Consider the following 18,387-nt stretch of genomic DNA (forward strand, 5'->3'; position numbering starts at 1 on the left):
AGCCGTGACTGCGGCGAGCGTTGCCGGCAGACGGAAAGAGCGGGTAATTATTTCCGGTCAGTTATTGTGCAGAGCAGAGACGGCGTTTTATTCTGGCGGTAACAATAATGAAAAAACTCTGTGGTCTGTATGGACGGGTGCACTTCTCCCGGGCGGTTTCTTGCTTATCTTATGGCAGAGCACGACATTTCCGTGGAAATGTTCTGCCACCGGACGGGACTGGATAACGCCGACGCGTGGGCCTTTCTCGGGGGGCGAATTCCGGTCACGCCCGGGCTGGCTGAGCAGCTGGGCAGAGTGTTTCACTCGCCAGGATTCTGGCTCATCCGGCAGGCCATGTGGGAGCTGAAGGCGCCTGCTGCAGATGACAGGACGGACTGAACGGCGTGGTCATTCCGCCCGGTGCGTGATAATTTCTGACAGGCCTGCGCGGGCTCTTTAATCCATCCAACACCGGGGTTAAATAAACTGTGCGCCCGCGCAGGCTCCCTGCTTAAGCCACATTTCGTTACAGGGTTGCATTGTCCCGCCACTGAATTATTATTCTTCTGCTACTCACTATTGCATGGCAGTCTTCATGCACTCACGTTACCCCTGTGGTCTCTCTGACAGCCGCAGGGGTCTTTTTTAATCGAGCCGGCCTGAAGACCGGACATCTGAGTCGATATGGCTTCATCGCCCGGTTTAACCTCCCGGGCTTTTTTTTGTCCGTTTTCTGAAGGCCGTCGCTGCGCTCCGCTTCTGCGCGGCGCGGCGTCCCGCCTGACGCCGCCTGCTGTTACCCCCTCACTTTTTCAGCTGATTTCGCGGGCTACCCGGGGCACGCCGTGCCTTCACGTTAGCCGGGCCGCTTCTCAGTCGAGCGTTCACTCCGTCACCTGCTCACCCGTTCCCCGCCGTGCGCGGGACATTCAGTCCGCTCCGGCGGCGCGTGCGGCTTCCGCGGGAGCGCCTGCCTGCTCCGCTTTTCGCCCGGCTGCTGTGGCGGCACGGCGTGAGAGTGCGCCGTGCAACCATCAACGGAGGAGAGGAACATGCCGAACTGGTGCTGTAACCGGCTGCGCGTGAGCGGCCGCAGTGAAGATATCGGGCAGGTGAGGGCGCTGTTTGCGGGCGGTGGTTATCCGTCGTATGCGCGGGCGGCAGCGGAGGGTGTCCAGCTGTTTCTGGCCGGGTGTGCCGGGGTTCTTCGCCCTGACGGTGGGGCGCATTATGCGCCGTATCCGGCGCTGACCGGCACAAAAGGTTATCCGTCATGTGCAGGAGAGGGACGCGACGGGCACAACGATGTGACGGTGGAGCACTGGTATGCGGAGCAGGGCTGCGACTTCCGCGGTTATGCCCGTTACGCCGGTGGGGTACAGACGGAGAGCTTCAGCGATTCGCTGGGGTGGAGCGACGCGAATGAGGACGATGAGGACGCCTGCCCGGAAGTGACCGGCCCGGCGTGGATTCAGGACAACGTGGCGCATTTCGGCGGCTGACAGGAGGCAGCGGGCGCAGGCCCGCCGGTAAGAGCATGAATAAACACATCACCATTGCAGATTTGATCGCACACCTTCAGCGTTTTGACCCGGCCACGCCCTGCGTCGGTCATATCTGGACAGCGGATGACTTTGAAGACGTCGCCCCGGAACTGACCCCGGAGGAGATCAGGACGGCACTGGCGCTGGCCGATGCCAGCCTGGATGCGGATATCAGTCTCAGCTGGTACTTCCTGCGGCACTGCGCCGACACCGTTCTGGCACAGCGGGAGGAGAAGGGATGAACGCATGGCTGGTGACGTTTCAGGCGGAAAGGGACGGTGTGGAGTATGAGCACCATCTGCTGCTGCAGGGCACAGACCTGCCGCTGACGGAGGCGGCCTGCGGACTGATGGGGGAAACCTGGTGGCGGGGTGAGCGCCCGGTCAGCGCAGAGGGCTGCTACTGGACATACCTGCATGGCAGTGCGTGGCTCAGCACCATCCTCCTGCTCAGTGATGCGGAGAGGGAGACCCTCTCCGGGCTGAAATTTCTGGACAGGTGGTTCGTGACCGGCACGCCGGACGACCCGGTGGTGCAGGACGAACAGGGTAACCGGTGGCAGGACTTCCGCAGCTGAAGACGATATAAGGTGGCCGCCCGGCAGGGCGGCGCTTTTCACGTAAAGGATAATGATGTCGCTGCGCTCCGCTTTCATGCCGTCTTCCGTCCTGTGGCCGGAAAACGGCGGGCCTGAAGTGCCGTGCCCTCACGGTAGCCGGGCGGCCTCGCAAACAAGGTAAGCTGTCGCCGGACAGCTCACCCGTTCCCCGCCGTGCGCGGGACATTCAGTCCGCTCCGGCGGCGCGTGCGGCTTGCGCGTCCGCCCCTGTTTGCTCCGCTGTTCGCCCGGCTGTGTGGAGGCCACGGCACCAGAGGGGTGCCCCTTCACACAGAGGAGCAGAACATGTCCCGATTCATGCAGGGCGACAGCGTACAGATTATGTCCGGATTCCCCGATAACAGCATCGATTTTATATTGACCGACCCGCCTTACCTCGTCGGTTTTAAGGACCGTTCCGGGCGCTCAATTGCCAACGACGTGAATGATGAGTGGGTGCTGCCGGCGAGCCGTCAGATGTACCGCGTGCTGAAAAACAACAGCCTGGCGGTGAGCTTCTACGGCTGGAACCGGGTGGATACCTTTATGCAGGCCTGGAAGACCGCGGGGTTCCGCGTCGTCGGCCACCTCGTTTTCACCAAGCCCTATGCTTCAAAGTCCGCCTTTGTCGGCTACCAGCACGAAAGTGCATATGTGCTGGCCAAAGGGCGCCCGGCGCTGCCGCGTAATCCGCTGCCGGACGTGATGCCCTGGCAGTACACCGGCAACCGCCGCCACCCGACGGAAAAACCGGTCAGCATCCTGCGGCCGCTGATTGAGAGCTTCACACAGCCCGGTGACCTGGTTCTGGACCCTTTCGCCGGCAGCGGCTCAACGTGCGTCGCGGCGGACCAGTGCGGGCGCCGCTGGATTGGCATCGAGCTGATGGAGCAGTACCACGCGGCGGCCCTGCGTCGCCTCGGTGAACAGCGTGCCGCGCGCGCGGCCTGACGGAGAAGAATCATTATGATGAGCACAGATAATCAGCAGCAGCGCGCCCGTGACCGCCTGGCGGAAGACGTGGCCGACATTGACGATACCCTGACAGAGCTGTTTCTGCGCATCCATGCGATGCGCCAGTATTGCCCGCGCGACAGTGACAGCGCGGACCTGCGCCTGACCATGCTGGCGGTGGAGGATATTCACCGGGTGCTGACGGACGCCTCCCGCCGGGCGGCCCGGCTGCGGTCCTGCCTGCGGGGATGACTGAGTATACCGGTGTGTGGTTAAAAAGTGACCACGCACCAGGAGGGCTGATGCTCAGAGGCAGGGCCGTTTTTATCCACAGGATTCCGGGGCGGATATGCACCCCGGATGTGGACAAGGCATTAAGGATGTTGCTGCGCGCCTCATTGATGCCGCCTGCGGCGGGGAAATAAAACCGTGCTGTCTGCGGCCGGTGCCGTGACTTCACTTTAGCCCGGCCGCTGCGTGTTCAAGAGACCGCTTCGCTCGTCTCCTCGCCCGTTCGCACTCGCGCCGTGGCGCTTACTCCCGTCGTGCTGTCGCTCAGTTTTCGCGTCAGCACCGTGCGTAATCCCCTCTCTGCTCGCTTGCGCTGCGGCCTCGTCGTCGCTCTTGATCACTCCGCAATCCGTCGGGCTGTCATTCAGTCACGGCACTGGCCGGAACTGTTAACCACCCTGACTGCGGAGATTTTCTGATGAATACAGCCACCCCCGACTTTGAGCCCGCGCGCGTCCTCGACGGCTACGTGCGCCTGCGTTTTCTGCCCGCCCTGTTCGGCGACGATTTCTTTCGTGCTGAATATAACGTGTATCTGTACGCCGGGCGTTACCTGGAGGGATATGACGGGGCTGTGTGGGACTTTGCGCTGCTGCCGGACAGCGGCGGCTTTATGAAGCCCACCACGGATGAAGGCTGGCGCTTTGTGAACCCGGATAACGGCAGTGATATGACTGTAAGCAGCGAGGCGGCGGGGATCATCATCACGGCGCTGGTGCTGAACCACCGCAGCTGGATGTATGACCGGCACGATGAGGAAGAACTGTGCCGTCATTACTGCCTGCGCCACCGCCAGCTGATGGTGTATGCAGAAACCCACCCGGAAGCGGCCACGATTTTCCGCGCCCTGGACTGATAACAGCCGGGGCGGCGGTGCCGCCCCGCAGAGGAGATATCGCGATGACCGGACACGGTAATGTGAATGAAATCTGTGCGTGGCTGCTGCGTGATTACGGCCCGGACATGCGCCTGACGGCGCTGATCTGGACGGCTGAGGACGTGCATCACTGCGCGGAGGGAATGGGCACGACGGACGACGAAGCGGAAATTGTCCTGGCGGATATCGCCGCGCACCGGGAGCACCACGACACCGGTATTGACCGGCAGGCGGTGCGCGAAATGGTGAGAAACTGGCGGGCGGAAGCGCACCGTACCCGCATGGTGAGCCTGCCCGCTGACAGCCTGGAGATGCTGCTGAACAGCGCGGGCCGGTGGCTGGTATCCGGGGGTGAAGACGCTGACGGCATCCGTCAGGCCGTCGGGCTGGCGCAGGAAGCGCTGCGGAAATGACAGCGGCGGGCAGGGAACCGTTCCTGCGGGGAGGCCGCCGGAAAACCCTGCCGCTGCGCGGCAGTGCGGAGAGCCCGCGCCTGCGGCGCGCCTTCCGCACGTCTCATCTTTACGCTGAAGCAGAACATCACTGAAATCCGGGGCGGCTGCCGGGACCGGATGCAGGTTTTTGTCCTGCTGGTGCGGTTTTGCCGTTTTTTATGCAGAAACGGCCTGAAAAACAGGAACTGAAGCCGGGCCCCCTGACGGCTCCCCGGCGGTGCCGGGTCGTCAGCCCCGCTCCGCTAACCGGCAGAGCCGGTAAGCTCCACCGGACCACGCGGGGGCGTGTTCCGGGCCTCCCGGCCAGGGTCTGATGGCGAAGGTCAGTGGCTGCAACCGGCTGTCGCCGGTGCATTCACCGGGCGCGCTGCGCCCTTTAATGCCGCCACGCCGTTCCGTCGTGTCGGGTGTGTTCCTGCCCGTCTGCCCGTCCGGAGAGCATGTCCCGGTCGCCACTCGCGGAGGGCTTTCCGTAGCACAGTCGATTCACTCCCGAAAGCGCACCGCTTCGCTGCCTCCTCACCCGTTCGCACTCGCTCTGCTCGCTTGCGCTGCGGCTTGCGGGGGCTCCCTTTCTCCGTTCACTGCCGGTGCTACTTTGCCCTTCGCCGCGACTGGATCGACCGAAACATGACTACACACCGGAACAGGAGAAGTGCCATGAACACACAGAACGTCAACGTCAACACCGCCACGCCAGAATCTCCCAAAACATGGGTGAACAACCCTTCCATCACCTTTATTTCCCGCAAAACCAGTGCGCTCATCCGTCTCGCAAAAACGGAAGGCGATTTGATGATGTACCGCGCCTTTGAACGTCTCGGTATTGATTCACGGGATTATAACGATGAAATTTGCGCACCCCAGGAAGCCGCTCACCTGGTGACAGAGCTGGCAGACATGGGCGGGATCACCACGCCTACGGTGTATGACATGGTCCGCTCCGTAGAGTCTCTGGCACAGGGTATGAAGCTGTCATATCTGTGGGATGAGGAATACCCGGAAAGCCTGCCGGAACTGGCGGTGTTTCAGGCCGCATCGGCAGAAAAGAAGGCGCGGACTCTCCGGAGTATGACAACAGTCGCTCCGGTGTCTGCTGACGTGCCGGAAATACCGGGCCTCAGTCAGGCACTGCGCAACGATCTGGCCTGTCTGGCCAAACTCAGCACGAGAGAAATGGACGAAATGGAACGGGAGGAGCTGCTGAACGGCACGATTCGGAATATCGCGGATCGCGTCTGCAACACGGTAACGGACTGGACCCGTCCGCGTCCGGTGGTGCCGTTTTCCTCCCTGTCAGCCTGGAACTGCGCCGGTCAGCTTGCCATGAAATTATTCGGAGAAACCGGTGAAGCCGCGTGGAGTGCGGGGCGTTCTCACCTGGCGCTGTTACTGATGGCAGGGTATGCCATGTATGTGGCTGATATTGCCTGATTATTTATCCGGCAGCCTGGCTGCCGGATCGGGAGATAACCATGAAGACACATCACGCAGACAGTACAGACACGTCCCTGCCGGGAAAACTCACACCCTTTGCCGGTCTGTCGCCGGAGCTGGCCGACAGTCTTGCCGAACTGACCGCACTGTGCACGCAGCACCTGAGCGTCATCGAACAGCATGCACTGCTCTGGTCCGTGCTGCGTAACCTTGCGCAGGTGGTTGCTGACACCGCGACCGGCGATGTGCTGCCGCTGGCATCATTCCGGGCCTGGATACTGGCGAGTCATATCGTGCATGAGCGATTCGGACTGGCGGGAGAGGTGGCGTGGGGGCGGGCCAGCGGCTGGCTGGCCGGGCGTCTCAGTGAAATCAGTGACGGCGCGTCCGGCAGAACACAGGCGTAAAAAAAGCAGGCGTCTGCCTGCTTCTTCCACGGTCGCCAGTTCGCATCTGGCGACCCGTCAAAATCAATCTCTGGAGAGTTGTTATGAATTCTGACCCGCAAATCCTGTCACAGGCAGAGGCGTTTGTAAATGGCCTCAGAAATGGCCGCAGGGCCACCATGCGTCCCATGCCATTCCGGCAGTGGCCGCAGTTTATGCAGGCTGTACACACAATGATGGAGGCAAAAGCATGAGTACGGAAACCCTTCTGAATACGGCATCAGCGCTGACGCCGGTCGCACAGGCCGATATCGCCCGCGTGATGGGTGCATACTGTTTTATCCGCCTTGATAACGGGGATGAGGCCTTTTTCCACAACGGGCACTGGCTGGACGGCGCGGACGCCGCCAGCGGCGAACCTTCAGTGCTCGGTCTGGCACAGCGGGCGGCACGGGCAGGGGAGAAATTCCTGCGCTGCATGGAGCTGCCGGTGCCGGATTCGGCAGAGTGGTGCTGGAACGACGTCGCGGAGCAGCTGGCGCGCAGCGCCGTCACGGTGGGGGTGCGCATGGAGCTTATCGTCACGGGGTGTGAAACGCGACAGGGGCGGGGCGTGCACTTCTGTAACGATCCGCTGCTGAGCGGCATCAACAGCAACCTGTGGTTTCCGGTGCGCCCGGATGAGGACTGGTTTGCGGGCATTGAGCGCATTCTGGTGATGAACGGCGTGGCGGAGAACGTGGTCAGTCTGACGCCGTTGCGGGACAACCCGTCCTGTACCGACTGGAAAGTTATCTGTAACCGGAAAATTATCGTCTGACGGAAAAAAGGCAGGGGGGTGTGCCCCTGCCCGTTTCCGTTGCCGGTCCGGTAAAACCAACAACCTCACCTTAACCTCGGAGAAGCATCCATGTCTTCACTTGTTACTGTAGCAGCTGCCTGCCATCCTGTTTCTCAGGACCTCTGTTTTGCCGACCTGGTCACACTGGCCGGTGACGGGGACGGGATTCTGCCTTTCGACACCGGTAACACTGAGCGTATCAGCGCCGCGGCGGCTGCACTCGTGACCTTCGCGGAAAGGACCGGCCCCGATGCTGACGGGGAACCGGCAGAGACCGCCGTCACGGACCTGCTGGCTGACCTGATGCACCTGTGTAACAGCGGCGGAATGGCGTTTGATGGCCTGCTGGCGACTGCCCGGCTGCACCACGATGCGGAGACGGAAAACGAAGAATAAGGGTGGTAAAAGCAGGAGCGGCCCGGTGCTGACGCACCGGACTGCTTCCTCCTTCTGCGTCCGCCCCGTGCAGTGTTCGCGTTTTCCTCCTGCTGCTTTTCCTCACGTTGTGCTTTTTCGCCGGTTGTCTTCAGGCATTTTCCGCACCAGAACCACAGAAGAAAAGGGCATGGCCCCCTGACGGCTCCCCGGCGGTGCCGGGTCGTCAGCCCCGCTCCGCTAACCGGCAGAGCCGGTAAGCTCCACCGGACCACGCGGGGGCGTGTTCCGGGCCTCCCGGCCAGGGTCTGATGGCGAAGGTCAGTGGCTGCAACCGGCTGTCGCCGGTGCATTCACCGGGCGCGCTGCGCCCTTTAATGCCGCCACGCCGTTCCGTCGTGTCGGGTGTGTTCCTGCTCATCTCCCCGGTCGTGCAGCCTGTTCCGGTGAGCTCCCCGCGGAGGGCTGTTCGTAGCACCGTTCTCCGTCTGCCCTGAAGGGTACGCTTCGCCGTTCCTCGCCCGTTCGCACTCGCTCTGCTCGCTTGCGCTGCGGCCTCCGGTGACGCCCTTCGTGCATCCCTCGCCCGTCGCTACTCTGCCCTTCGCCGCGAGGAACTCACCGAAACAGGGTTAAAGCAACCGATAAGAGGAAACCAGCATGAACACACAGAACGTCAACACCGCCGCTTCAGAATCTACCGAAACACGGGGGAAGGGACAGGAAAACCGCGACCTGAGTCCGGCTCAGTTTGCGGACCTGTACCTCTGGATCCGTGCAAACGGTGAGTTTACCGGCGTGGCGGGCGTGCACTGGGCCGTACTGGCCGGGATGACGCTCATTGAGGAGCCTACCCCGGAGCCGGAAGCCCTGAAAATTTACGTCCACAAAGGGTATCCCGTGGCCGTCCAGGAATATGACACCGGATTTGTGGTCGTCCGGGAGTATTACGCCGCTGCCGCCGGGGAATGATCCCGGCCAGAAAACACGTTGATTTGACCGTCTTTCTCAATATAAGGAATTTTATTATGGTCCGTTTTGCCACCCGCTACGCCGCCCCCACGTCTGTCCGTAAAAATAATCCACTGACCAATGATGAGCTGATGCGCGTCGTGCCGAGCGCCTTTTCCGCTGAAAAACACGACTCACGATCTGACCGATATACGTATATTCCAACCATCACCCTGCTGGATAAACTGCGCGACGAAGGTTTCCAGCCTTATTACGCCAGTCAGTCACGCGTGCGCGACCCGGAGCGCCGTGACTTTACCAAACACATGATCCGCCTGCGCCGGGGAAATAATCTGTCCGGTGCCGAAGTCCCTGAAATTGTTTTACTGAACAGTCACGATGGCTCAAGCAGTTATAAAATGATCCCCGGTATTTTCCGCCAGGTGTGCAGCAACGGACTGGTGTGCTGGAAATCATTTGGCGAAATCAGCGTGCCGCACAAAGGTGATGTTGTGTCGCAGGTGATTGAGGGTGCTTATGAGGTGCTGGGCGTATTCGATAAGGTCGAAAATAACATCGACACAATGAAATCCATTCAGGTAAACAGTGAAGAACGCCGCCTGCTGGGGCAGCTGGCTCTGGAGTATAAATATGACGGTAAAGAGTCGCCAGTCACGGCAGAGCGTATTATTAAGCCGCGCGCCTGGTATGACAAAGGCACTGATTTGTGGACTGCATTTAATATCGTGCAGGAGAATCTGATCAAAGGTGGCGTCTCCGGCAGAACGGCGAAAGGAAAAAGAACCACTACCCGACCGGTGACGGGCATTGATGGCGATATAAAACTTAATCAGGCGCTGTGGAAAATGGCGGAGGAGTTCGCAAAACTCAAAGCGTAGCGATTAACCACGGTGCGAGGAGTTATTTTATGGGGGTGTCAACGTCTGCGCTGATAAAGGTTTCCGGCGCAGGCGTTTTTTTATTATGCTGTATCATGGCAGCATAAACCTCATCGCGGGCGATAAGCACGCGATATATACTTTTAATTATTTCCGCATACTCACGGCGCTGTTTTATGAGCTTCGGTCTGGGGCCGGTATTATACATCCCGACGCTGTCCCAGTTTCTGCCGTACTGCCTGAAATTGCGCGCCTCGATCCACGCGCCGGTATAAATGCAGATGCACGGATCTTTCAGAAGCCTTTCCCGAGTAATATCAAACTTTTTCAGCTGATCAAAATGAGAGCTGTTAATCTGCATGTTGCAGACGTCATGCGTTCCCCCGCTGCTTTTGGTATTCAGCGCATTGTTACGCATGCGCGACTCCTGTATTGAATGTGCCATCAGCAGGCGCGGATCAATACCGAAATCTTCCCCGGCCTTTGTGAAACACATTTCTGGTGCAGCCTGCACGCTGAATATTGCGGCAAAGCCTGCACAGGCAAACCATTTCATAAAAATAATCTCATCATAACGCGCATAATGCGCTGAGGGCGTTTGCGTGAAAAATACCCTCTCAGGTAATCCGGCGCAAGATAATTCGTTACAGACGCGCACGGGGCGCTCTGCGTGACCTTCTTACGGCCATGTCGGATTATTTAAAACAGCGGGAAGGGGGTTATTTCACAAGCCGCTTTTACAGGGTTACTCACATCACACCCCACGCAAGATTTCATCTTGCAGTTTTTTGTTTTTAAAACATGATGTTACTTGTGATTATTTGCCGCATCTGGCTTGTATCAGAAGAAAGGTGTGTTAATTAACACACTTTACAGTGCCGTATTGTGTGTTAATGCAGTGCCGGATTGTGTGCTGATACAGTGCCTGATTGTGTGTTAATCCGGCACTGCAAACGGCACTGTATGGTGTGTTAATTGTGGCTATGTATTTAAATCAGTGTGTTATGCATGATTTTTGCGTCAGTAGTGCCGGATCAACACACATAAAAACGAGGTGCAGTGCCGGATTAACACACATAAAAACGGGGTGCAGTGCCGGATTAACACACATAAAAACGGGTTACAGTGCCGGATTAACACACATATAAACCGTGTGCAGTGCCGGATTAACACACCCCGGAAAATTAATGCACAGTGCCGGATTGACACACAGTGACTTCCGACAGAATAATAAAAAAAGCAACATAGTGATTTTACGTATTCCGCAAGCTGTCCCGGAAGTGAAAAAACAGAAATATTCATCAGTCACTGTGCAGGTAATACCCTGCTCAGGCAGTAAGGATAATGGCATGGCCAGAAGAAATATTTACTTTAAAGAGAAAACCGAAAGGGAAGTTCAGGACCTGGTGCAAATTGAGATACAGAATGGCGCGACGCACGGCGATGTGAACTTCTCTTCCGTGGTCAATGAACTGGTCGGTATCGGACTGATGGTTAAAAAACATCAGGGTGAAGGGAGTAAATTTGACCTTGATGGTTTTAACCGGGATTTAATTCGTAAGGTGTCAGGGAGTCGTGAGGGTATCAGCATCATGATGGCGATGCTTTCTGAAATGTATCTGCGCATGCGGGGTGAGGATGTGGAAAGCGGGCTGGAGGGAATTATTGACAGTAACCTGTCAGGAATGCATGCCGCAGAGGATAAGGCAGAAAGTAAACATTTCCTCTCTGAGGAACAGTAATCTGCTCACGGAAATTTACCTGCGTGGCTGTTTCCGTGACAGTATTTTTGTTATTTCTGTTCCGGCGTATAAATCCTGTCATCACTCTTCTCCCGTAATCTCTGATGGTTCTGCTGCTGCCAGAGGAAAGAGACGCCCAAAAAATCATAAGCCTCTTAATAAGAGGCTGCCCCTGTCAGTCTGTTATGGCAGCGCTCACGCTGTCCACCGGGGTCTTCAGGCACTCCGGGGGATTTCGTTATATTTCATACAGGTGTTATTCCACCGTGATTTTTCACACTTACCGAGAACACGGAGTGAAAGTATTTTACCTCCTGCATGAGGGGTGAATTAATCACTGACGTGAGGTGGATGATTTTACCTGTGTAAGGGACGCGGTCTGGCGAATGATAATCCTGAATTCAGGAAGGGGTGCAAAGGGATGGTCAGACTTAGGTGAGTATTTTATGCGATGATACCAGTGATTTTTTCCGGCCAGGTAAAATATGCTAACCGGGCATCCTGCCCGGTCTGAATTCTGTCTGTCAGGACTGTTTTTTCTCATCTTCCGGCTTTTGCGTCAGCGGATTTTCGGCTGCAGCGACTTTCTCCGAAATAAATTCATCAAAAAGAATGGCCAGCTCACGCAGGCGGTGAACTTCCTCACTTTCAGGCAACTGCTGCTCCGTGAAGTAATTCAGCGAACCCAGCAGACGCTCCATAATCTCCTGATTGACGCTGCGCTGATTAAACCTTGCGCTGATATCCATATCGCGGCGTAAATTAACCGGAAAGCTGCTGCTGAATGCCCGGTTTTTTCCGGGGACAAATGTTTTTTTGTTCGCATCATCATTATTTTCCTGCCCGGCGTACTCCTGCCGGATGATTTCGAGTTTTTCCTGCAGGAACTCATCAAATAATCGAGCCAGAGCGACCAGACGCTGCCCCTGTCCGGTTTTAATCACCGGCCTGCGCGGCGTAAAACGCATTGAGGCCACGAGGCGGCTGATGATTTCGTCATTGGTGGTGTACCGGCGGACGCGCGCTGCCACGCGCAGTTCCATCAGCAGATTTTCCGGCAGCCACAGCTTGCGGTACTGCATCTCCCCCTGTGCATATTTACGCGGACGTCCACGCCCGTCGCCCAGCTTCTCTTTGACTTTCATTGTTTTTGTACCTCCCTGCGAGGCATGCCCTGAGTTAGCACAAAGCCTACAGCCCTCTCTTCCGGGAATAATCCTAAAAATTATCAATTACCTCTTAAAAATGTGATATGCATCACAGATTTTTTTTTTTTGAGAAAATGTAGACTTACGGTGCGTTACGTCTGTTTACGCGCAATGACGTTCCCTTAACTCAATCCGAGGATTTTTTTATGAAAGTTGTCTCAGGCAAACCTGCTCTGGCGGGGGCGGGGGCTGCGGAAGCCTGCCCGGTCTCCAGGGGCCGGTCAATGTCCGGCTTCATCGGTACGCTCAAACGCAGTGCCGGCTCTCTGTACCGTCACCGCGTTAATCTGACGCTGATTGGTCTGGCACTCCTCTGCTTCGCGCTGCCGCACCTGGTTCGCGCCGAGGACATGCTGGCAAGTCAGAAACAGGACGCGCAGGATACGTTCGGTCACGGCAGTACGCTGGAGTGGGGGTTTTATATCGGTGAAGTCCTGCTGTCTATCTACCTCTACATTAAATCCCGTAACCCGATGGTGTTTGTCGGTGGCCTTGTGTTCCTTGTCGTTGTAACCCGCACCCTCTTCGCCATCGCCGGTTAACCCTGTCATGGACAGGGAAACCTTTCAGTACCAGTTCCCGGAAACCCTCAATCTGCAGAAACGCGTGCTCGGACTCCCGCCTGAGGAGGCCTTTGTCATCGTTGCGTGCGCCGGTATCGGCCTGCTCTGCGACATCTTCATCGTGATGCTGATTGTGGCGGGCGCGCTCTGGCTGTTAATCCGCTACCTCAAGAAGGGGCAGGGCACCTGGTGGCTCATGAACCTTCTTTACTGGTATCTGCCAACCGCGCTGCTCCGGCTGCAGTTCCGGCGGGTGCCCGACTCAGGCAACCGGCACTGGATGCAGTAACCCGCGCGCCACCTCCGGGTGGCGCTTATTTCCGACAGGAGGAAGCAACATATGAAGTATCAGGTCAGGGAGGGGCGTAACCGTGTAACGGTCATGGCACTGACGGGGCTGGGGTCTCTTCTGGCCCTCAGCGTCGCCGCGAACTGCATCACCGGTGCGCTCGCGTGGCACTTTGCCCGAACGCAGAAAACCGTCACCACCCCGATGATGTTTGACAGGCCGTTCACCTCCGATTCCGCCTCCGGAGATGCGGCCCTCAACGCTATGCTGGTGCGTGCGTTTATCAATCTCCGCCTTTCCGTCACGCCCGAGACCGTGGACAGCCAGTACGCCGCCCTGCTGCGCTTTGTTCCGCCGGAAAACCGTGACGCCATGAAAAAACAGCTTGCCGCCGAAGCTGAATATATCAAAAAGAACGGCGTTTCTTCCGTGTTCCAGATTGACGATGAAATCACCGACACCACCACCGGTGACATCATCGCCCAGGGAACACTTAGCGCCAGCACCTCCAACGGCAAACTGAAGCTCACGCTTCCGGACGCCAACAAAGCCTACCGGCTCAGCCTGCACTACGTGGACGGACTTATCCGCCTTACGGCCTTCCCCGAGGTGCCCTGGACAAACCTGCATGCCGCCCGCAACAGGACTCAATAATGAAGAAAACCGTTTCCACGCTGGCCGTCACTGCGGCGCTCGCATTGATATCCGCTGCTGCATCGGCTGCGGTGCCCGGCCCGGCCGGTACCGTGTTTGAAAACAACGCGCACCTGAAGGCGCAGATGAGCAACACCAGTCCGAATAAAATCGTGATTGACGGTGAGCTCATTACCGGTGTCACCGGTCCGGAGGGTGCCTACACCAAAGACAACACTGCAGACGGTGCGCTGCTTATCACCCCGCTGACCGGACAGGACTTCACCGTCTTTCTGGAAACCGCAGGCGGGGTGAGCGTATCACTCGATGTGTCCCCGAAACCCGGCAGTGGTCGCACACTTGAGCTTATCCCGGCGGATGCGCCACGGAAGCCGAATCCGGATGCGAAAGCCTGGGAAGAAAGCCAGCCGTTCCAGAAGACGCTGGTCAGCGTCGCCCGCACCGTGATTAACGGCGGCGTACCGGACAGTTATACCGACATGAAGGCCACCCGCGGGCCGCTCTATAACCCGCCTGCCGGCGTGCAGCTGACGCCGGAGCGCCAGCTTGCTGGCTCGCACCTGCAGGTGATGCGCTACCGCATGAAAAACACCGGTTATGTCACCCGCACCCTAAGCGAAAAGCAGTTCTGGCAGAAAGGCGTGCGAGCGGTGATGCTCTCCACGCACACCCTGTATGCGAACGGCGAAGGGTACGTGTGGGTGATTTTCTCCACGGATGACGAGGGGGGCGCATGAGCAACATCAACACCCTGACGCGTCGTCGTCAGTGGATAATCGCGGGTGCGGCTGCCGCGGTCATGCTGGCCACGGGAGGCGGTATCTGGGCGTATGTGCACCATCAGAACGAAATCAGCCATCCGGTAAAAAAAGCTGCACCGGACCTGACCGGCGGCCTGGTGAATAAATCCTTCACCGATGAGCTGGCCACCTCTGCGCTTCAGCAGCAGCAGAACAAAACGGCCGGTCTGGAAAAAGACTTCGCCACTCTCACGGGCACCCTGAAAACGCAGAACGACGAGCTGAAGCAGCAGCTGGGCACGATGGCGGATGCCATTTCCCGGTTGCAGCAACAGCAGGCGCAGGAGAATAAGGCACCGGCGGGTCCCGCGCAGAGTGCCCCGCCCGCTACCGCGCCGGTTAACGGCCCCGTGGCGACCGGTCCGGCAGGCCCGGCGCAGTGGCGCGTTTCCGGAGGTCCGTCAGCAGAGCAGGGCAGCCGGTTCTATCCCGGCACCGGGTCGGTACGGCAGGGAGGACTGCAGCGTGACACCTTCACCTATGCCTCGCTGGCCGCGAAAAAAACGACGCTGCCCTGGATACCGTCAGGCTCATTCTCTGAAGCCGTCATGATTGAGGGCGCGGATGCCAACGCCAGCGTGACCGGTCAGCAGAATACCTCCCCGGTGGTCATCACCCTGATGGGTGACGTCTCGATGCCCAACGGCAGAACCTACAATCTCGACCAGTGCCGCGTGACCGGGGAAATCTACGGGGATATTTCCAGCGAGCGCGGTGATGTCCGCACGAAGAATATCAGCTGCATCCTGAAGAACGGCAAGCATATCGACATGCCATTTGAGGGCCATGTGTCCTATCAGGGTAAGCAGGGTATTCGCGGCAAGCCGGTGATGCGCAACGGCGACATCATTTTCAACGCCGGTGCAGCGGGTCTGCTGTCCGGATTTGGTGAGGGCATAAAGTCGGCCGCAACGCCGTCCGTGGGCCTGGGTGCCACGGCCTCTGTCAGTGGTGCAGACATCTTCAAGCAGGGCATTGGTGGCGGGGCCAGTAAAGCCGCTGACACGCTGAGTCAGTACTGGATTAAGCGCGCTGAACAGTATCACCCGGTGATTGATATCGGGGCCGGTAACGCCGTGACGGTGGTGTTCCAGCAGGGCTTCCAGCTGAAAACCATCGAAGACGATGCCGCAGAGAAAGCCCTGAAAGAAGCCCCGCAGGTTGCCGTGCAGAAAGTAGCTGCCGTCACCCGTTCAGACAGCAGCGGTTCAGGCGCTCCCGTCCTGAATCCGGACGAAGTTCTGCGTCAGGCAAGCCAGCTTCGCCTCGGCGATACCATCAACTGACAGGAGACCTGAATGGAAAACTGGTATGTGGCACAGACGAAGTACGCGCAGGAAAAACGGGCGCAGCAGCAGCTGCAGAGTCAGGGAGTGGCCTGTCTGCTCCCTGTCTTCTCTGAGGTCAGGTTGCAGAATGGTCGCGTCCGCCGCATCGCTGAGCAGCCACTGTTCCCGAACTACATTTTTGTCCGTTTCGACCCGGAGGTGGTACACACCACGGCCATCAAAGCCACGCGCGGTATCTCATCGCTCATTAGTTTCGGTGGTCTGCCCTCCGTGGTACCGGACAGTGTGATAACCCGTTTGAATAAGGGCTGGGAGAGTGCGCCGCTGGAAACGGCTGCGCCGCAGCACGGTGACCGGGTGGTTATCCGGGATGGTGTTTTCGAAGGACTCGAAGCCATCTGGTATGAGCCGGACGGGATGAAGCGGGCGATGCTGCTACTGACCCTGATGAACCGACAGGTTCGCGTCCCGGTGAACAGTCACATGCGCTTTCATATCACCGCGCGGGAGGCTGCCGCATGAACCGGGTGTGGCTCAGCAACTTCATCGGGAAAGACAATTTTTTTGTTCTGGTCACGGCACTGCTGATGGTGACTAACGAAGCCATACTGGGACTGCTGGTACACACCGGAAATATGCCGTGGGGGTTGGGTGATTGGCCACTCTGGCGGATGTCTCTGCTGGCAGCAGTGGGAGTCGTAGTAGCCAGCTGGGCGACGACTGAATGGTGCTCCTGGGTGGTTCCGGCCTTGCTGATTTTCGCCTGGCTGGTACTTCTGGTCTGGTACGGGTGTTTTGCATTCTGGTACTGGCAGATCCCCGTCCTGGACATGAGAGACCTGAGCCTGCCGCCTTTATTAGGGATGGCCATGACGGGATTTGCCGTTGTTATGTACGGGGTGAATAAGGTATGAGAGGGAGAACAGAAGAAAGTCTCGCGGTGAAATTGTTACCGGTGATAGTGATGGCGTTACTTTCAGCCCTGAATGCAGCGACTGTAGCCTGCCTTAAGCTCAGAGGATTTAATCCTGAGGGCATCAGCTGGCCGGTATGGCGTTTTTCGCTGCCTGTTTCGGCGGTACTGATTTTTTATGCCTGGGCACAGTCGAGTGACCGAAAAAATGCGCTTTATACCGATCAGCACTGGATTATGCCCGCGTTGCTTGTGCTGGGATGGCTGCTGACTCCACTGGTTTATATCGGCCAGGCGTTGTGGTTCTGGGAGTTGCCGGAACTGGCGTCCGGGTATCTGTTCACAGGTCCGCTGGCTGGCTTCGGGATGGCGCTCCTCTGGGCAGCCTTTAACCGGTAATGAAACACACAGAGCTGTACACCGGCCCGATGGGGATATAACCGGGCCGGTACTGAATATTTCCGGCTTAATACGATGAATGAAGGGGCTGAAGCCATGAACAGAAATCAGAATCCGGCTGCCCGTCAGCGGTGGGCGCAGAACAGCCGGCTGCAACGCATGGCGGCTGAATGGTCAGCAGGCTATCCGCCGTATTGGGGGAGTCTGACGGTATGGTTCGTAACGGCATGTTTAGCGGCGGGCGCGGCGACCGGGCTCTTTACCGGCAGACCGGTGCTTTACGTTGCGACAACCGGTTTTGTCCTGCTGTCACTCATCCTGCTGATACGGCGGGTGGGCAGACCGCATTCCTGGCCGGATATTACCGCTCAGGAACTGACAACGTACTGCCCCGCTGACGCAGTGGCATTCCGGGAATTGCAGTGCTGTGTGGCGGAAACCGGGCATATCACAGCCCGTGTGCTGTCATTCTGGCTGGAAAAAGAGTGGAGTGCGCTCACCCGGCGTGAATACGCGTTTACATCACGTCAGGTCAGAAATGATGAGAGGGAGGATATCCCGAATGAATAACCACACCCGTCGTGAGCAGCTTATCCGGTTATGTGCCCTGCGCGTCCGTTACCGGCAAGCCTGGCAGTCGAAAGCAGGTGCCTGTTAGCTGGCGGCACTGCTGACGGAGACGGAGCATCAGCAGAAGAGGCTCGCGGAAGCAGGCAAAGCACAGGAGAAACCCGGTGAATGTAAATCCGTCTGATCTCCGGGGCGTTATTCACGTTATTCCGTGGGTAATGATCTGTATTGCCGCGTGATTTTTCCTGTGAAGATAAAGCGGCCACGCCTAAAAGGATGCAGGCCGATGCCATTCAGGATCCTGAGCAACTGCTTTATGTCTTGATGCTCTGGAACGTCATGACCGATCTTAGCTTTCTTTATTAACTGC

At 58.0% G+C, this 18,387-nt stretch carries 26 protein-coding genes; 23 read left to right on the forward strand and 3 right to left on the reverse strand.

Going from position 1 to position 18,387, the window contains the following annotated elements; all coding sequences use genetic code 11:
• Positions 1 to 1,034 precede the first annotated feature (1,034 nt).
• The 11 genes from RCF31_RS25335 to RCF31_RS25385 all read left to right on the forward strand — a co-directional run bounded on the left by RCF31_RS25335 (position 1,035) and on the right by RCF31_RS25385 (position 7,761).
• A complete protein-coding gene (locus tag RCF31_RS25335) occupies positions 1,035 to 1,484 on the forward strand; it encodes a hypothetical protein (RefSeq protein WP_416414431.1) in 450 nt (149 codons plus the stop codon).
• A 35-nt stretch (positions 1,485 to 1,519) separates the two neighbouring features.
• Positions 1,520 to 1,768 carry a hypothetical protein gene (locus RCF31_RS25340; RefSeq protein ID WP_416414433.1) on the forward strand — a complete coding sequence of 83 codons (249 nt, stop codon included), beginning with the start codon at positions 1,520 to 1,522 and terminating at the stop codon, positions 1,766 to 1,768.
• Entirely contained in the window at positions 1,765 to 2,103 is a 339-nt protein-coding gene (locus RCF31_RS25345) for a hypothetical protein (RefSeq protein WP_416414434.1), read from the forward strand. The genes RCF31_RS25340 and RCF31_RS25345 overlap by 4 nt, the downstream gene beginning before the upstream one ends.
• Before the next feature lie 327 nt (positions 2,104 to 2,430).
• Positions 2,431 to 3,075, forward strand: a complete 645-nt coding sequence (locus RCF31_RS25350) for a DNA methyltransferase (RefSeq protein WP_416414436.1) — start codon at positions 2,431 to 2,433, stop codon at positions 3,073 to 3,075.
• A 15-nt stretch (positions 3,076 to 3,090) separates the two neighbouring features.
• A complete protein-coding gene (locus RCF31_RS25355; RefSeq protein WP_013512854.1) occupies positions 3,091 to 3,330 on the forward strand; it encodes a hypothetical protein in 240 nt (79 codons plus the stop codon).
• Positions 3,331 to 3,787: 457 nt separating this feature from the next.
• Entirely contained in the window at positions 3,788 to 4,225 is a 438-nt protein-coding gene (locus tag RCF31_RS25360) for an antirestriction protein (RefSeq protein WP_416414438.1), read from the forward strand.
• A gap of 44 nt (positions 4,226 to 4,269) precedes the next feature.
• On the forward strand, positions 4,270 to 4,659 hold the full coding sequence (locus RCF31_RS25365; RefSeq protein WP_416414440.1) for a DUF1380 family protein: 390 nt from the start codon (positions 4,270 to 4,272) through the stop codon (positions 4,657 to 4,659).
• Between the two features lie 702 nt (positions 4,660 to 5,361).
• Complete coding sequence (locus tag RCF31_RS25370; protein WP_416414441.1) at positions 5,362 to 6,135, forward strand: hypothetical protein; 774 nt, start codon at positions 5,362 to 5,364, stop codon at positions 6,133 to 6,135.
• 41 nt (positions 6,136 to 6,176) lie between these two features.
• Positions 6,177 to 6,545 carry a hypothetical protein gene (locus tag RCF31_RS25375; protein ID WP_416414442.1) on the forward strand — a complete coding sequence of 123 codons (369 nt, stop codon included), beginning with the start codon at positions 6,177 to 6,179 and terminating at the stop codon, positions 6,543 to 6,545.
• Positions 6,546 to 6,774: 229 nt separating this feature from the next.
• Positions 6,775 to 7,344 (forward strand): hypothetical protein, encoded by a 570-nt coding sequence (locus tag RCF31_RS25380; RefSeq protein WP_416414443.1) that lies wholly within the window; start codon positions 6,775 to 6,777, stop codon positions 7,342 to 7,344.
• Between the two features lie 90 nt (positions 7,345 to 7,434).
• Positions 7,435 to 7,761, forward strand: a complete 327-nt coding sequence (locus tag RCF31_RS25385; protein ID WP_416414444.1) for a hypothetical protein — start codon at positions 7,435 to 7,437, stop codon at positions 7,759 to 7,761.
• Between the two features lie 205 nt (positions 7,762 to 7,966).
• Here RCF31_RS25385 and RCF31_RS25390 read toward each other — a convergent pair whose 3' ends face one another.
• On the reverse strand, positions 7,967 to 8,161 hold the full coding sequence (locus RCF31_RS25390; RefSeq protein ID WP_416414446.1) for a hypothetical protein: 195 nt from the start codon (positions 8,159 to 8,161) through the stop codon (positions 7,967 to 7,969).
• 239 nt (positions 8,162 to 8,400) lie between these two features.
• On the opposite strand from RCF31_RS25390, the gene RCF31_RS25395 reads away from it, so the two are divergent.
• Both RCF31_RS25395 and RCF31_RS25400 read left to right on the forward strand, forming a co-directional pair.
• Entirely contained in the window at positions 8,401 to 8,712 is a 312-nt protein-coding gene (locus tag RCF31_RS25395) for a hypothetical protein (RefSeq protein ID WP_416414447.1), read from the forward strand.
• A gap of 56 nt (positions 8,713 to 8,768) precedes the next feature.
• Complete coding sequence (locus tag RCF31_RS25400) at positions 8,769 to 9,590, forward strand: DUF932 domain-containing protein (protein WP_416414448.1); 822 nt, start codon at positions 8,769 to 8,771, stop codon at positions 9,588 to 9,590.
• A gap of 22 nt (positions 9,591 to 9,612) precedes the next feature.
• On the opposite strand, the gene RCF31_RS25405 is transcribed toward RCF31_RS25400, so the two are convergent.
• Positions 9,613 to 10,146 carry a lytic transglycosylase domain-containing protein gene (locus RCF31_RS25405; RefSeq protein WP_416414449.1) on the reverse strand — a complete coding sequence of 178 codons (534 nt, stop codon included), beginning with the start codon at positions 10,144 to 10,146 and terminating at the stop codon, positions 9,613 to 9,615.
• A gap of 793 nt (positions 10,147 to 10,939) precedes the next feature.
• Here RCF31_RS25405 and RCF31_RS25410 point away from each other — a divergent pair.
• The gene (locus RCF31_RS25410) at positions 10,940 to 11,332 is read left to right on the forward strand and encodes a conjugal transfer protein (RefSeq protein ID WP_416414540.1); all 393 of its coding nucleotides are present in this window, start codon (positions 10,940 to 10,942) and stop codon (positions 11,330 to 11,332) included.
• Positions 11,333 to 11,856: 524 nt separating this feature from the next.
• Here RCF31_RS25410 and RCF31_RS25415 read toward each other — a convergent pair.
• Positions 11,857 to 12,564, reverse strand: coding sequence for a hypothetical protein (locus tag RCF31_RS25415; protein ID WP_416414450.1), 708 nt, complete (start codon positions 12,562 to 12,564; stop codon positions 11,857 to 11,859).
• A 122-nt stretch (positions 12,565 to 12,686) separates the two neighbouring features.
• Here RCF31_RS25415 and RCF31_RS25420 point away from each other — a divergent pair, with 122 nt between their 5' ends.
• From RCF31_RS25420 to RCF31_RS25460, 9 genes are all read left to right on the forward strand, one after another.
• Complete coding sequence (locus RCF31_RS25420) at positions 12,687 to 13,082, forward strand: conjugal transfer protein TraA (protein WP_299455874.1); 396 nt, start codon at positions 12,687 to 12,689, stop codon at positions 13,080 to 13,082.
• 7 nt (positions 13,083 to 13,089) lie between these two features.
• The gene (traL, locus tag RCF31_RS25425) at positions 13,090 to 13,392 is read left to right on the forward strand and encodes a type IV conjugative transfer system protein TraL (RefSeq protein ID WP_416414451.1); all 303 of its coding nucleotides are present in this window, start codon (positions 13,090 to 13,092) and stop codon (positions 13,390 to 13,392) included.
• 51 nt (positions 13,393 to 13,443) lie between these two features.
• Entirely contained in the window at positions 13,444 to 14,046 is a 603-nt protein-coding gene (locus RCF31_RS25430; protein WP_416414452.1) for a TraE/TraK family type IV conjugative transfer system protein, read from the forward strand.
• The gene (gene traK, locus RCF31_RS25435) at positions 14,046 to 14,783 is read left to right on the forward strand and encodes a type-F conjugative transfer system secretin TraK (RefSeq protein WP_416414453.1); all 738 of its coding nucleotides are present in this window, start codon (positions 14,046 to 14,048) and stop codon (positions 14,781 to 14,783) included. The genes RCF31_RS25430 and traK overlap by 1 nt, the downstream gene beginning before the upstream one ends.
• Positions 14,780 to 16,132: an F-type conjugal transfer pilus assembly protein TraB gene (traB, locus tag RCF31_RS25440; RefSeq protein WP_416414454.1), complete on the forward strand. Its 1,353-nt coding sequence runs from the start codon at positions 14,780 to 14,782 to the stop codon at positions 16,130 to 16,132. The genes traK and traB overlap by 4 nt, the downstream gene beginning before the upstream one ends.
• A 12-nt stretch (positions 16,133 to 16,144) precedes the next feature.
• Positions 16,145 to 16,657 (forward strand): transcription/translation regulatory transformer protein RfaH, encoded by a 513-nt coding sequence (rfaH, locus tag RCF31_RS25445; RefSeq protein WP_299455864.1) that lies wholly within the window; start codon positions 16,145 to 16,147, stop codon positions 16,655 to 16,657.
• Positions 16,654 to 17,049 carry a hypothetical protein gene (locus RCF31_RS25450; protein WP_416414455.1) on the forward strand — a complete coding sequence of 132 codons (396 nt, stop codon included), beginning with the start codon at positions 16,654 to 16,656 and terminating at the stop codon, positions 17,047 to 17,049. The genes rfaH and RCF31_RS25450 overlap by 4 nt, the downstream gene beginning before the upstream one ends.
• A complete protein-coding gene (locus RCF31_RS25455) occupies positions 17,046 to 17,447 on the forward strand; it encodes a hypothetical protein (protein WP_416414456.1) in 402 nt (133 codons plus the stop codon). Before RCF31_RS25450 ends, RCF31_RS25455 begins: the two co-directional genes overlap by 4 nt.
• A 96-nt stretch (positions 17,448 to 17,543) precedes the next feature.
• Complete coding sequence (locus tag RCF31_RS25460) at positions 17,544 to 18,017, forward strand: hypothetical protein (protein WP_416414457.1); 474 nt, start codon at positions 17,544 to 17,546, stop codon at positions 18,015 to 18,017.
• The last annotated feature ends 370 nt before the right edge of the window (positions 18,018 to 18,387 follow it).

The organism is Pantoea sp. App145 (genome assembly GCF_047947045.1).
Classification (GTDB): Bacteria; Pseudomonadota; Gammaproteobacteria; order Enterobacterales; family Enterobacteriaceae; genus Pantoea.